The organism is Thioclava sediminum, assembly GCF_002020355.1.
Classification (GTDB): domain Bacteria; phylum Pseudomonadota; class Alphaproteobacteria; order Rhodobacterales; family Rhodobacteraceae; genus Thioclava; species Thioclava sediminum.
Map to the genome: position 1 here is coordinate 267906 of NZ_MPZV01000001.1, position 14073 is coordinate 281978.

Below are 14073 nucleotides of genomic sequence, written 5' to 3' on the forward strand. Positions count from 1 at the left end.
CGTCGCGTGCGATGCGCAATGGGGCTATCGCATGGGGACAGATCGCAGGCGGGCTGGTCGCGCGGTTTCTGAGCACCCGCTTTGCGCTCACCGCTTTGGGGATCGAAGCGATGGGCGCCTATCTCGCAGCTCTTGCCCTGGCTCTGATCGCGAGCATTGTGACCGGCGCCCTGCAAAGCACGACGCTGCGGGCGCTCTCCCTTGCGCCGCTGGCTCAGCGCCCGCGCCTCTTCAATGCGCTGATCGGGCTGCATCTCCGGGTCGCGCTCGGCGTGGCGGGGATCGGTGCGTTTCTCGGCCCACCCGCGCTGGCGGGGCTGTTCGAGCTGCCCCCCGCGCTGGCGGATCAGGCCCAGATCGCCTTCTTCTGCGTTCTGGCGGCGAGCGTCGTCGCGATCGCGCTCGCCCCGTACGAGATCGCCTTGCAGGCGCACGAACGGTTCGGGCTGTTCGCCGCGCTCGATCTGGCGCGGGCTGTCGCGCTGATCCCGGTGGCGTATCTTCTGATCGGGCAGCCGACCCCGCCGCTTGCCGCTTTCGCGGCGCTATCCGCCGGGCTGAGCCTGAGCGTAACCCTTGCGGGGGCGTGGCAGGTGCGCAAATCCCTGCCCGAGACGCGGCTGCATCTGCACTGGATCCTGAACATCCGCCCTGCGCGCGGTCAGGCCGCGCTCCTGTCGTGGTCAGTTCTCGGCGGGCTGGCGGCGAGTGCGCGGGCGCAGGGCATGGTTCTTCTGATGGCCGCGCTGGGCGGTCCGGTCGCGAGCGCGGCCTATGGGCTGGGCAACCAACTCCCCGCCGCTTTGCGCCAATTCTCTGACGCCACGCGTCAGGTTCTGGCCCCGCGCATCTATGCCGATCATGCGGCACAAGGCTCTGACGGCAGCGTCACCGGCGCGCTGGTCGCCAGCCGGATCGCTGCGCTGATCGCGTTCGGGGCGGCGATCCCGATGGCGTTGAACGCCCCGGCGCTGCTGTCGCTCTGGCTGGGCCGCAGCAACCCCGAGATGGCGCTGGTGGTGCGGCTGATGCTGGCGGCACTCGCGCTCGATCAGCTGAGCGCGGGCTTGGGGCTGGCCTTTCTCGCGCGCGGTCGCATCGCATGGATGCAGGGCTGGGGCGCGGCGCTGGCGGTGATGAGCCTACCCGCCGCCTTCCTCGCAGGTCGGGCCAGTGGCGAGATCGGCGCGGCGCTTTGGGTGGCGCTTGCCGCCACCACCGCGATCGCCGCGCTACGGATTATGCTTCTGACCCGCCTTTCCCCCGGCACCGCCACACGCTGGGCGCGCGAGACGTTGATACCGGTGGTGGCGAGCACGCTGCCCGTGGCGCTTGGCGCGGCGCTGGTGCAGGGAACGCTGCCCGAGGGCGCGCCACGGCTGGCGCTGAGCCTCGGGCTCTGCGCGGCGCTCTGGCTCGGGGCAAGCTGGCGGCTGGGGCTGAGCGCGCGAGAACGTGCGCGGCTGACCGCACTCCTGCGACGCCGCCCGGCGGAGGGACCGGCATGAGCGCGCCCCCCCAAAAACCGCGCGCCGTGCTCGCCCATGGGATCTGGGGGCGCGGCGGAGCGGAGGCTGTGGCCGCCTGGACGCTCGTGGCGCTGCGCGAGCGGTTCGATCTGACCCTCGTCACCCGCGGCGGCTTCGACTGCGAGGCGCTCAACGCGCTGGCGGGCACCGACCTCTCTCCCGGCGATCTGCGGGTTCTCACGCTGCCCGCGCGAAGCCGCATCGGCACGCTTGAGGCCGCGCGGTTCAACCGGGCGCTGGCGGCGCTCGGGCGGGACTACGATCTTCGGGTCTCGTTGTCTGGCGTCCGCCGCTGGAATGCGCCCGCGCTGCATCTGCTCTCTGCCCGCGATTGGCATCCCGCGCTCGCAGGGCAAATGGGCCCGCGCGCGAAGATCCTGCGCCGCGTGATCGACGGCCCCGCCCTGCGCCCGCGCCCCGATGACACCGTGATCGCCAATTCGCGCTGGCTGGCTGCGGCGAGTGCCCCGCTTTGCCCCGGCCGGGTCCGCGTTATCGCCCCGCCGGTGGCGCTGGCCGCCGCCTCCGGCCCGATCCGCGACTGGGCGGCGCGGCGGGAGGATGTGCTCGTCTTCGGGCGGATCGCACCGGAAAAACGGATCGAGCGGGTCATCGCCATCGTCGCGCGCGCCCGTGCCCAAGGGTTTCGCGGCAGGCTCGTGATCGCCGGGCCCGACGGGCCGCCCGATTACATTGCCCGGATTCGCGCACTGATCGCAGGGCAGAATTGGATCGAACGGCTGCCCCCGCAGAGCGGTGCCGCGAAAGCCGCGCTTCTGGGATCGCTGCGCTACGGGCTCAATTGCTGCGAGGTGGAGGCCTTCGGCATCGCCACCGCCGAGATGGCCGCCAGCGGGATGATCCCTCTGGTGCCGCGCGGAACCGGGCAGGACGAGATCGTCTCCGCCCCGGACTGCCGCTTCTCGGGCGAGGCAGAGGCCGCGCGCTGCCTGCTGGCCCTGTCGCGCGACGCGGACCTGCAATCCCGGCTCAGCGCCGCCCTGCAGGCCGACGTCACGCGCTTCGCCCCTGCCCGGTTCACCGCCGCCCTCGCGACCGCGGCTATGGACCATCTCTCTACCGACCCGATGCCCCAACCGGAGTTCTCCCATGACCTCTCCCCCGCCTGAAATCACGGTTCTGCACGTCGTGCCGGACCTGCGCCGCAGCGCCGGAGGGATCGCAGCCAATGCGCCCGCTCTGGCGGAGGCGCTTGCGGCGCAGGGCATCGCGAGCCGCTTTCTGACCCGTGCCTTCGACCCGGACGCGGATATCGCTGAGCACTGCCTGCGCGTCGCGCCCACGCGAGGTCCGAACGTCGCGCAGCTGGCGCGGGCGATGGCCGGGATACGCGCGCAAGTGAGGGCCGGCGCGCGGATGGTGGTGCATAGCCACGGGCTGTGGGATCCGCTGAACCATGCGGGACTGCGCCTTGCGATCGATCTGGGGCTGGGCCGGATCGTCAGCCCGCACGGGATGCTGCTGCCATGGGCGCGAGCGCATAAGCGGCGCAAGAAAGACCTCGCGTGGCACCTGTATCAGCGTCGCGATCTGGCGCGGGCGGAGCTTTTGCACGTCACCTCGCAAGCCGAGGCGGACGCGGTCGCGCAGCATTGCCCGGTCGCGCGGATCGCGCAGGTTCCGCTGGGGATCGCCTTGCCACCGGAGGGTGCGCCAACCCGGACGCGCAGCCCGAACGGGCGCAAACGCCTCCTGTTTCTCGGGCGGCTGCACCGGGTGAAGAACCTCGACACATTGATCCGCGCCTTCGCCGCCTGCGCGCCGCGCAATTGGGAGCTGCGGATCGCAGGCCCCGACGAGGACGGCCTGACCCCGGCGCTTTGCGCGCGCGCCGCCGAGCGGGGTGCAGCGGAACGCATCACGCTCGCAGGGCCGGTCTGGGGTGCTGCGAAACAGGCGGAAATCGCGGCGGCGGATGCGCTGATCCTGCCGAGCCATACCGAGAATTTCGGCACTGTGGTGGCCGAAGCGCTGGCCGCCGCGCGTCCCGTGATCGCGACGACCGGAAGCCCTTGGGGTGAACTGAGCGCATCGGGCTGCGGCTGGTGGGTCGCGCCCGATCTGGCGGGCTTGGGCGGCGCGATTGCGGCGCTTGGTGCGACCACCGGACCTGAGCGGGCGGCGATGGGCGCGCGCGGGCGGGCGCTTGTGGCCCGAACCTATCTCTGGCCGCAGGTCGGGGCGCAGATGGCGGCACTTTATCGGCAGGTCGCGGCCCTGCGTGCGGAGGCTGCACGGAGCGGCCAAGGTGCTGCGCCGCAAGACCCCGAGCGTATCGCAAACCTCTTCGGGAGGGCGGGCGAATGAGCCGCATGCTGCGCCACCGGTTCGACCGGCTGATGAGCTATCACCTCGCCGAGCGGCTGCCCCAACAGGGTCTTGCGCTGGCGCGGGGCAACGGGCTCAGCGCCTATTGGTTTCGCGAGACGCTGAATTTCGGCGATCTGCTGACGCCCGCGATCCTGCGCCATCACGGTTTCACTCCGGTCCATGCCTATCCCGACCGCGCGCAGCTGACCGCGACCGGATCGGTGCTCGAACACCTGAGCGAGCAATATCGCGGCACGATCCTCGGCTCCGGGTTCATCGATGCGCGTAGCACACGGCGCTTCACCGGGGCGCGGATCGTGGGGCTGCGCGGCGCGCTGAGCCGGGACCGGGTCGAGGGGCTGGGCCATAGCGTGACCCTCGGCGATCCCGGACTTTACGCAACACGTCTTCTCGTTGGAGGGACCGAGAAACGGCCCACCCTGCCCGCGCCGACCCACGCCTTCGGGCTGGTGGCCCATCACGCCCATCTCGACGCGCCGGAATTCGCGGCACTGAAAGCACGGCACGGGGCGGCAATCCGGCTGATCTCGCCCGCCGCGCCGCCTGCGCAGGTGATCGCGCAGATCGCCACATGCGAACGTATCGCCTCGGCCTCGCTGCACGGGCTCATCGCGGCGGATGCGCTTGGCCTGCCCGCGATCTGGCTTGCCGCGCCGGGGCTGATCGGCGGGCGGTTCAAATTCGACGATTACGCCAGCGCGGTGGCCCGGCGCGGCTGGGAGCCCGCGGCGCTTACAGGCTCGGAAAGCCTCGCCGATCTGTGCGCTCTCGCGAGCTGCGCCCCGCAAGACGCCATCGACGGCGTGATCGCCGGGCTGGCCCGCGCCTTCACCGAATTCGCCGAGGAGGTCGCCCTCGCATGACCGCGCTTTCGCCAAGGATGGACCGCACGCCCCGCCTCTGTACGCCCAGCGCCGGGCCCGACCGCTGCGCCGATCTGAGCGTGGTGATCCCACTGCATGACAAGGCGCCCTTCATCGCGCGGACGCTCGCCTCGATCGAGGCGCAGCGGCCTGCGCCTGCCGAGGTGGTGGTGATCGACGACGGTTCCAACGACGAGGGCGCCGCACTCGTGGAGCGGATCGCCGCGCGTTCGCCGCTTATCATTCGGCTGATCCGGCAGGACAATCGCGGCGTGAGTGCCGCGCGCAATGCCGGGATGCGGGCGGCGCGGCGCGACTGGATCGCCTTTCTCGATGCCGATGACACCTATCTGCCGGGCGCGCTGGCCACCTTCGAGAGCGCAAGGCGGACGGTCCCGGGGGCGGAGGTGATCTTCGGCGAGGTGTGCCAAGCGGGGCAGGATAGTCTGTCCGCGCTGGAGCTGGCCGAGGCCCCGGTGCTTTTCCTGAGCGATTACTTCGCGCATCTGGTTCGGGGCGGGCCAGAGGTTACCGCCTCCTCGGTGATGATCCGCCGGGGCGCGCTTATCCGCGCGGGCGGATTTCCCGAAGGCGTCACGGTCGGCGAGGACAGCGACACGTGGTTTCGGCTGGGCTGCGAGACGCGGTTTGCCTATCTCCCCGCCCCCGTCGCACGCTACCACATCGAAGACGGCGCGAGCGGCTGGCGCGCGCATCAAGGCGAGGTGCCGCATTGGCACCAGACCTTCGCGGACTGGATCGCGCGCGGACGTATCGCTTTGCCACGACGGCGGAGCGCGGCGCGGTTTCACGCCTATTCCTGCCTGCATGCGGTGATCTGGCAGGCCAATGCGGGCCATCGGGACTTGGCACTCGCGCGGCTGGCGCAGGTGGATTGGCAGGTCGCGCCGAAAGCGCTTTGGGTGAAGGCGCTGGTGATCGCGCTTGCGCCCTCGCTGCTGAGAGCGTGGCTGCGACTGAAACCCCGGAGGGCCGTGCGATGAACGGGGGTAAGCAGGAGCTGTCCCGCGCGATCCGTGCGCAAGTCGACGCCCTTGCCGGGGAATTGCAGGTGCTGGCGAAGGCGCCGGGCCCTGCGGCACTGCAGCAGGCGCGCACGGGCTGTGCCTTGCTCGCGCATCACCTCGCGCAGGGAGAGGCCGCGCAGGGTTTCGCGGCTCTGGCGGGGTGGCTGAAGCTGACCTATGGCGCCGCACGGCTGTCCGAGACAGGGGCGGCCTGCGACGCGACGCTCGCCGCTCTCTGGCACGACAGGCTCAGCCCGGAGCTGTCCGGGGCAGCCCGCACCACGCTCATCCAAGGCGTGGCGCGGTTGACCGAGACACTGGCTCGACCGCCCGGTCGTGCGCTGCGGGTGCTGTTCATCGGGGATTGCCTGATCTGGGACATCGCGACCCAGCTTCAGATCGCGGCGGCGGCGGAGGGCCTCGCGATCACGCCGCATCTCTGCGCCCAGCGCGACGCGGCGGAATTGCGCCGCGCGCTGGATAAGGCTGGCCCGGTCGATCTGGTATTCTACGCGCCCTTCGGTTTCGGCTTCGCGCAGAGCTATGCCCGCGCGCTCGCGCCCGGTGCCGCCTGGCGCCCTATGGCGCGCGACCTGCCCGGCTTGCGCGCCGCATTGGATGAGGTTGAGGCGACGCTATCCCACCTCCTCGCTGGGACCGATGCCCCGATTTACCTGCACGACGTCTCGGGCACGCGTCAGGCTTCGGGTTGGCGCGGTGCGGTGACGGATCACATCGGCGCGCGGAGGCGGGCCCGCGTGGCGGCGTGGCTGAACGCAAGGCTCGACGCGCTGGCGCAGCGGGCGGCGCGCCCGTTTCTGCGCATCCCGGAGGCTGCAGAGGCGCATCGTCTGGGAGCGGCGGCGGGGCGCGTTCTCTTCGAGGCGGGCGATCTGCACCCCACGGCGTTGGCCGCATCGCTTGCATCCGGCCCCTATCTGCGCGCCTGCCGTGCGGCGCATCTGCTTGCGCGGCGTAAGCTCGTGGTGAGCGATCTCGATAACACGCTCTGGGCGGGCGAAATCGGCGAAGGTCCGATCACGCATCACCACGACCGTCAGGCCCTGCTGCTGCGATTGAAGGCGCGCGGGGTGCTGCTTGCGGTGGCCTCGAAGAACGATCCGGCAAATGTCAATTGGCGGGGTGCTGCGCTGCGGGCCTCCGATTTCGTCGCGTGCGAGATCGACTGGGCGCCGAAGGCGGGCAATATCGCGAAGATCGCGGCGCGGCTGAACCTCGCGCCCGAGAGCTTCGTCTTTCTCGACGATCGCGCCGATGAGCGTGCGCTGGCCGAAGCCGGGTGTCCGGGGCTGCTGGCGCTTGACCCGAACGCGCCGGAGACGTGGCAACTGTTGGACGACTGGGCCGTTCAGCGCGCCGCGTTTGCGGGTTCCGACCGCACCACGCTCTATCAGGCGCGGGCGGCGCGGCAGGCCTATGTCGCCACGCCTTCCGAAGACCCCGGTGCCGCCTATCGCCAGCTTGGACTACGGGTCGCGATCCGCACCGCCAAACGGCGCGATCTGCCCCGGGTGGGTGAGTTGATCGCGCGCACCAATCAGTTCAACACGACGCAGGTTCCGATCTCGGCCAAGGAGCTATCCCATCCTTCCCGCCGCGTTCTGATCGCCGAAGCGCGTGACAGGTTCGGGTCGATGGGGATCGTGAGCGCGCTCGTGATCGCGGATGGAGCCGAGGCGAGTGAAATCACCCAGTTCGTTCTCAGTTGCCGGGCCTTCGGCTACGGGATCGAGACGGCGCTGTTGCAGACCGCGCTGGCGGCACGCCCGGGACGCCGTCCCTTGCACGGACGGATCAACGAGAGCCCCCTCAACGCGCCGTGCCGGGAGGTCTATGCCGCGAACGGCTTCAAGCTGCGGGACGGGATCTGGGAGGCACAGGAGCCACGGCCCGATCTGATCCCCGATTGGCTGAGCCTCGACATCGCACCCGACCTGCGCGCGATCCCCGCACAGGTCTCGGAATGAGCGCGGGTCTGCCCCATCGGCGCGACATTCAGGTGCTGCGCGCGCTCGCCGTGGCGATGGTGGTGCTCTATCACGCGGAACTGCCCCTCGCGGGCGGCTATCTCGGGGTCGACATCTTCTTCGTGATCTCGGGCTACCTGATCACCGGGATGATCGCGCGCGCAATGGCCGAGGGGCGGTTTTCCTTGCGCGCGTTCTACCTGTCGCGCGCCAAGCGCCTGCTGCCTGCGGCCTTTGCCGTCTATCTCGCAACCGCCATGGCCGCGCTGTGGCTGCTGTCGCAGGCCGAGATGGCGCGGTTCCTCGACACGCTCGGGGCGGCGCTGAGCTTCACCTCGAATATCGCGCTCTGGCGAAGCGTGAATTACTTCACCGCTGGTGCGCAGTTGAACCCGCTTCTCCATAGCTGGTCGCTGTCGCTGGAGGAGCAGTTCTACCTCGTCACGCCCCTCGCCATGCTGATTACGCCGCGCAGGCATTGGCCGACGCTGCTGATCGGCGCACTGACGGTCAGCCTCGCCGGCTGCCTCGTTTTGGCCCCGCGCAGCCCGGTTGCGAGCTTTTTCCTGCTGCCGACGCGGGCGTGGGAGTTGATGGCCGGGGCGGTGGTGATGCTGTTCGAGCCGCAGATCGCAAAGCGTGCCGGGCGCGGGCTGCGCCTGCTCAGCCCCTTGGCGCTTATTGTTTTGCTGGTGGTCTGCACTGTCGCGCCGGGTGCGGGCTGGGGCTCGGTACATCCGGGGCTGGACGCGGTGATCGTGGTCGGAGCCACGGCGCTTGTGATCGCGGCGCGGCCCGCCTGGATGAATGGCGATCATCGGGTGATGCGACCGCTCCTCTGGCTCGGCGGGATTTCCTATGCGCTCTACCTCGTGCATTGGCCGCTTTTCGCGCTGACGCGCAACGCGTGGCTGGATGCGCCTTTGCCGCTCTGGCTGCGACTGAGCCTGATCTCTGTTTCGCTGGGGCTCGGCCATCTGCTGCATGTCGGGGTCGAGCGCCCGCTGCACCGCGCGCCGCTGCCCTCATGGCCGCGCGCGGCGGGGCTGGCGCTTGGCGGGACGGTGGCGCTGTGGCTGATAGCCCTCGCCCTGCCCGGCCTGCGCACGCCTCCGCGCGACTACCGCGCCCTCGGGGCCGCCAACACCGGGATCGCGCCGGGCTGCGACTTCGCCGGGGCGTTCGACCCGGAGGCGCTGTGCACGACAGGCCCGCGCCCGACCACGTTCCTCTGGGGCGACAGCTACGCGATGCATCTGGCCGCGAGTTTGCCGCCCGAGATCGACCCCGTCGCGCAGGCCACGAAATCCGCCTGCGCGCCGGTGCTCGGCCTGTCCCAGATACAGGCGGAGGTCGGTCAGGATGCCATCTGGGCCGCAGGCTGCATCCGGTCGAACGCTGCGATCGTCGCCTATCTGCAAGCCCATGCCGAGATCACCCGCGTTGTCATCTCAAGCCCCGTCGCACAGATCCTCGGCTCTGAACCGCAGGGCCTCGCGATGGAGCACGGCCGGATCGTCCCCGTCGCGATGAGTTTCGCCCGGGGCCGTGCTGCCTTGCACGCGGCTGTGCAGGCCATCGCGCGCCCCGACCGTCAGATCGTCGTGGTCAGCCCGCCCCCGTCCGTCGGCACCAATTTCTTCGCCTGTCGCGAGCGGGCGGAGAGCGGGCTTCTCAGCTTTGGCCCCCGCGCGCGTTGCGAGATGCGGCAGACGGAGGTGCGGGCCTATCGCGCGCAGGCTTTCGCGGCGCTCGATGGGCTGGGGGCGATCGCGGGGGTGCGGGTGCTCGACCTGATCGGCGTCCTTTGCCCGGATGATACCTGCCCGCTGGAGGAAGCCGGCACACCGCTTTACCGCGATGCGGGTCATCTGAGCATCCAGGGCGCACGCGCTTTGGGCGCACGCGACGCGCTGGGGTTTCGGGCGCTGTTCGGCCTGGACGAAAAACTCACGCGGCTGGAGAAATGAAAAACCCGGCCATGCGGGGCCGGGTTCATTCAGATCGCTTGGGGCGCGCTCAGCTCAGGCCGAGCTTCTTCAGCCGGTTCTCGCGCAGCCGGGCGAAGTCGTCGCCCGCGTGATAGCTTGAGCGGGTCAGCGGCGTCGCCGAAACCATCAGGAAGCCCTTGCCGTAAGCCGATTTCTCGTAATCGCGGAACTCGTCCGGCGTCACGAAACGCATCACCGCATGGTGCTTCGGCGTCGGCTGCAGATATTGCCCGATGGTCAGGAAATCGACATCGGCCGAGCGCATGTCATCCATCACCTGACGGACCTGCGGAGCCTCTTCACCCAGACCCACCATGATGCCCGATTTGGTGAACATCGACGGGTCCAGCTCTTTCACACGCTGCAGCAGGCGCAGCGAGTGGAAGTAGCGCGCGCCGGGGCGCACGCCGGGATAGAGGCCCGGCACGGTTTCGAGATTGTGGTTGAAGACATCGGGGCGCGCCTCGACGACCTTCTCCAGCGCGGCGGGCTCGCATTTCAGGAAGTCCGGCGTCAGAATCTCGATCGTGGTATCGGGCGAGCGGTGACGGATCGCGCGGATCGTCTGGGCGAAATGCTCCGCCCCGCCATCGTCCAGATCGTCGCGGTCGACCGAGGTGATCACCACGTGGTTCAGACCCAGCGTCTCGACCGCATGGGCGACGCGGCCCGGTTCGAACACGTCGAGCGCATCGGGGCGACCGGTGGCCACGTTGCAGAAGGAACAGCCACGGGTACAGATCTCGCCCATGATCATCATGGTGGCGTGACCCTGGCTCCAGCATTCGCCGACATTCGGGCAGCCTGCCTCTTCGCAGACGGTGACCAGCTTGTTGGTCTTCAGAATGTCGCGCGTCTTCTTGTAGCCTTCCGAGACCGGCGCTTTCACGCGAATCCAATCGGGTTTCTTGGGCTGGGCATTGTCGGCGCGATGCGCCTTTTCGGGGTGGCGTTCACCGGGCATCTTGAGATCGCGCATGATCCATCCTTTCGGAGTGCGGTTGATCGTCACATAAGCCGATTGCGTGTCGGATGCAAATGCGCAGGCCCGAAGGCCGCAATGCACATGGTGCGCGGCTGACCTGCGCGGAAGCGGCGGTCAGGATCACCACAAGGATAACGAATTCAAAGAGGCCGAACACCTCCTCGCATCCGAAAGGGTCTCGCGCAGCGAATGCCGCAACTGCAAAGTCAGCGATTGTGACCGAAAGGGACATCCGCTAGTCAGGACACTCTCCAAAACGCAACCTCCCCAACCGATAAAGGAGACCTCCCCATGCTTTCCGGTTCGAAACTGCCTGAAGTGACCTTCCACACCCGCGTGCGCGATGACAGCATCGAGGGGCCGAACCCCTTCCGTTGGGAGGACAAGACCACCTCGGATTACTTCGCGGGCAAGCGCGTGGTGCTGTTTGCACTGCCCGGCGCCTTCACCCCCACCTGCTCGACCTACCAGCTGCCCGGCTTCGAGAAGGGCTTCGACGATTTCGCCGAGCAGGGAATCGACGAGATCTACTGCCTGTCGGTCAACGACGCCTTCGTGATGAACCAGTGGGCCAAGGCGCAGGGCCTCGAGAACGTCAAGGTGATCCCCGATGGTTCGGGCGAGTTCACCCGCCGCGTCGGCATGCTGGTGCGCAAGGACAATCTGGGCTTCGGCCTGCGCTCGTGGCGCTATGCGGCTGTCGTCAATGACGGCGTGATCGAGGCTTGGTTCGAGGAGCCGGGCCTTGAAGACAACCATGGCGCGGATCCCTATGGCGTGTCCTCGCCCGAGACCGTCATGAACTGGCTGGTCGACGCCAAGGCCGAAGCGGCGGCGTGATCCTATGCCGGCCCGTAATCGGGCCGGCTACCAACGGATCGGGGCGCACGGCGATCAGAAGCGCCTGCGTGCCTGCGCGACCAGCCCCTTGCCCGCTTTTTGCAGGACATGCGCGAGCGGGTCGAACCACGCCTCGGCATCGGAAACTTCGCGGGCACGGACCAGCCTTACGGTCCGTGCCGGCTCCTCGTCGAACCGGCTGAGCGCGAGCGTCGGAAAGGCGCGGGTTTCCTGCAAGCTCGCGATCTCGGGCACCAGCGTCAGCCCCATCGCCTGCCCGGCCAGCGCGCAAAGCGTGGTCAGCGAGGACGCCCCCAGATCGATGCGCTGCGCCGCCCGCGTCAACCCGCACAGCGCCAGCGCCTGATCGGCGAGGCAATGACCTTCGTCGAGCAGCAAGAGCTGATCCGGGTCGATCGCCTGAGGGCTGAGGCCGCGCACCATGGTCAACTGATCCGGCGTCCCGGCCAGCAGGAAGCGATCCTCGAACAGCGGTGTCTCGAACAGTTCCGGCGCGGGCGTCGCGATGATCGCGGCATCGAGGCGCCCCTCAGCGATCTCGGCCAGCAGCGACTCGGTCGTGGCCTCGCGCAGCCGAAGCCCCCCTTGCGCACGCAGCCCCGCCAGAGACGCGGGCAGCAGATAGGGCGCGATGGTCGGGATCACGCCAAGATTGACCTGCCCCAGCCCGCGCCGCGCCTCGGACTGCAGATCGCGCAACTCGCCCGCGACCCGCTCGGCGGTCTCCAGCACGCGCCGCCCGGCCCGCGTCAGCCGGACATCGCGCGGGCGCCGCTCGACCAGCGGCTGGCCCACCTGCTCCTCCAGCTCACGGATTTGCACCGAGAGCGCGGGCTGGCTGACATGGACGATCTCGGCGGCGCGCGAGAAAGAGCGCGCCTGACCGAGCGCCCGCAGATAGGTGAGTTGGCGAAGCGTGATGTTCATAAGCTTCGATTATCGTTAGGCGAAAAAATATACAACTTTGCATTATATCATTTTCACATGGGTCGCTCATGCCACGAAGAGAACTCTTGAGAGTGCGCGCCATGCCCGGCAGGACGCGGACCAGCGAAAAAAGGAAAGAGCGCGAGGAAATCTCAAACCCTTTCTTGCGCTTTATCAGCGTCTTGCGAAGCAAAGCTAAGGTACCACCTTAACTTTAACGGACTGTTAGGCATTAAGGGTTTGGCCGCGTGAGAGCGTCCGGATAGCTCTTGCAGCACGCCCGGACCGCCGTTCACCCAATCATCGGACTGGCCCCGCCATAGGTGTCGTCGTAATGCCGCTTGAGGCGTTGTAGCGCGATGCGCAGGACGATCTTGCCCGAGCGCGCCGACCAGCCGAGCCGCTTCTCCGCCGTCTCCAGCCCTTCGAGGAAGCAGCAGCAGCGCAGCGCCATGTCGCCCAGTCCCGGCCCCAGATCGCGCAGCGCCAGCGCCACCCGCTCGCGCGCAGTGTCGGAGCCGCCGCCCATCGCCAGCTCGGGGCGATACTGCCCGCGCCCGCCACCACCGGTCAGAAACCGTTCCCAGTTCTGGCCCACACGGGGGCCCATCTGCGCCAGTTCGAAATCCTCGCGCAGGCGCTCCCCTGCGGCGACGAGATCGGCGCCGAGGAACGGCCGGCCCTGTTTGTCACGTCGCCGCGCCAGCACCGCGAGCGGGCTTTCGGCCAGATTGGCGCGCACCCGGCGCTGATGCCCGTCCGCGTCGGCACGCGTCTCGTGGACGAACTCGCCATGTTGCGCGGCGAAGGGATTGGCGGCGGTCTCGCCGCGTGCCGCGGCCTCTTCCTCCAGCACGCGTTTCAGCGCCGCGCGCCCCGCCTGCGTGATCTCGTAGCTGGTGACGCGCCCCGCATGGGCGACCTCGATCCAGTCCTTGAGCGCGAAAGCCTGCGCCACCGCGCGCTCCAGCACGGCCGTGCGCACCGTGCCGCGAAGCACCACGGCCTTGTCCATCTCGCGCCCCACGATCAGGAGCGCGCCCGGCTCGGCCAGACGGCGCAGAATGCGGCGCGTCTCGCAGCGCAGCTGGTCTTCATCGGCGGGCGTCTCGGAGGGGCGGAAAGCAGCGGTCATGGGCGTGTCCTTTTGGAGCACGGTCGTCATCGGAGCCTCGGGATAATTGGCGGCGCCCGGCCCGGCCGCGCGGCCGAGACGTTCGAGCGCCTCATCGACCAGCGGATCGTCCCGCCGCGCCTCGATCCGGCGCACGCGGCGAAGGATGGTCGAGGCCGCGCACCCTTCCGCCCGCGCCAAGGCCCGTATCGGAACGCCTTCTTCGACATGGCGCAGATAGAGTCGGGCATGTTCGGGCAGCCAGGCGGGAAGCTCCGCCGGGGCCGGTGCGATCGAAGTCATATTGTCCCCCAGATTGCGCCGCGAAATGCGCGACGAGTCCGTCCGGTAACAACCGTGAGTTGCTTTGGTTACCCGTTCGTTAATAAACGGGACGCCAGCAAGAATTCCTTAAACTTCCTAAACAAAGCTTTG

General features: G+C 68.8%; 11 protein-coding genes. 8 read left to right on the plus strand and 3 right to left on the minus strand.

Annotated features, from left to right (window positions below; translation table 11 throughout):
- Positions 1 to 11: 11 nt before the first annotated feature.
- Genes BMI91_RS01115 through BMI91_RS01140 form a run of 7 tightly spaced genes read left to right on the plus strand, consistent with a single transcriptional unit; the run spans position 12 to position 9730 of the window.
- Positions 12 to 1508 carry a lipopolysaccharide biosynthesis protein gene (locus BMI91_RS01115; RefSeq protein WP_078603706.1) on the plus strand — a complete coding sequence of 499 codons (1497 nt, stop codon included), beginning with the start codon at positions 12 to 14 and terminating at the stop codon, positions 1506 to 1508.
- Positions 1505 to 2659 carry a glycosyltransferase family 4 protein gene (locus BMI91_RS01120; protein WP_078603707.1) on the plus strand — a complete coding sequence of 385 codons (1155 nt, stop codon included), beginning with the start codon at positions 1505 to 1507 and terminating at the stop codon, positions 2657 to 2659. Before BMI91_RS01115 ends, BMI91_RS01120 begins: the two co-directional genes overlap by 4 nt.
- Positions 2640 to 3857, plus strand: a complete 1218-nt coding sequence (locus BMI91_RS01125; protein WP_078603708.1) for a glycosyltransferase — start codon at positions 2640 to 2642, stop codon at positions 3855 to 3857. The genes BMI91_RS01120 and BMI91_RS01125 overlap by 20 nt, the downstream gene beginning before the upstream one ends.
- Positions 3854 to 4744 (plus strand): polysaccharide pyruvyl transferase family protein, encoded by an 891-nt coding sequence (locus tag BMI91_RS19770; protein ID WP_146683978.1) that lies wholly within the window; start codon positions 3854 to 3856, stop codon positions 4742 to 4744. The genes BMI91_RS01125 and BMI91_RS19770 overlap by 4 nt, the downstream gene beginning before the upstream one ends.
- A complete protein-coding gene (locus BMI91_RS01130) occupies positions 4741 to 5748 on the plus strand; it encodes a glycosyltransferase family 2 protein (protein WP_158522061.1) in 1008 nt (335 codons plus the stop codon). The genes BMI91_RS19770 and BMI91_RS01130 overlap by 4 nt, the downstream gene beginning before the upstream one ends.
- A complete protein-coding gene (locus tag BMI91_RS01135; protein ID WP_078603710.1) occupies positions 5745 to 7760 on the plus strand; it encodes an HAD-IIIC family phosphatase in 2016 nt (671 codons plus the stop codon). The genes BMI91_RS01130 and BMI91_RS01135 overlap by 4 nt, the downstream gene beginning before the upstream one ends.
- Positions 7757 to 9730 (plus strand): acyltransferase family protein, encoded by a 1974-nt coding sequence (locus tag BMI91_RS01140; protein WP_078603711.1) that lies wholly within the window; start codon positions 7757 to 7759, stop codon positions 9728 to 9730. Before BMI91_RS01135 ends, BMI91_RS01140 begins: the two co-directional genes overlap by 4 nt.
- A gap of 49 nt (positions 9731 to 9779) precedes the next feature.
- Here the strand turns inward: BMI91_RS01140 and lipA are convergent, their stop codons facing one another.
- Entirely contained in the window at positions 9780 to 10730 is a 951-nt protein-coding gene (gene lipA, locus BMI91_RS01145; protein WP_078603712.1) for a lipoyl synthase, read from the minus strand.
- A 297-nt stretch (positions 10731 to 11027) separates the two neighbouring features.
- On the opposite strand from lipA, the gene BMI91_RS01150 reads away from it, so the two are divergent.
- The gene (locus BMI91_RS01150; RefSeq protein ID WP_078603713.1) at positions 11028 to 11576 is read left to right on the plus strand and encodes a peroxiredoxin; all 549 of its coding nucleotides are present in this window, start codon (positions 11028 to 11030) and stop codon (positions 11574 to 11576) included.
- A 54-nt stretch (positions 11577 to 11630) separates the two neighbouring features.
- Here BMI91_RS01150 and BMI91_RS01155 read toward each other — a convergent pair whose 3' ends face one another.
- Both BMI91_RS01155 and BMI91_RS01160 read right to left on the minus strand, forming a co-directional pair.
- The gene (locus BMI91_RS01155; RefSeq protein ID WP_078603714.1) at positions 11631 to 12524 is read right to left on the minus strand and encodes a hydrogen peroxide-inducible genes activator; all 894 of its coding nucleotides are present in this window, start codon (positions 12522 to 12524) and stop codon (positions 11631 to 11633) included.
- A 292-nt stretch (positions 12525 to 12816) separates the two neighbouring features.
- Positions 12817 to 13941 carry a DUF6456 domain-containing protein gene (locus BMI91_RS01160; protein WP_078603715.1) on the minus strand — a complete coding sequence of 375 codons (1125 nt, stop codon included), beginning with the start codon at positions 13939 to 13941 and terminating at the stop codon, positions 12817 to 12819.
- Between the last annotated feature and the right edge of the window lie 132 nt (positions 13942 to 14073).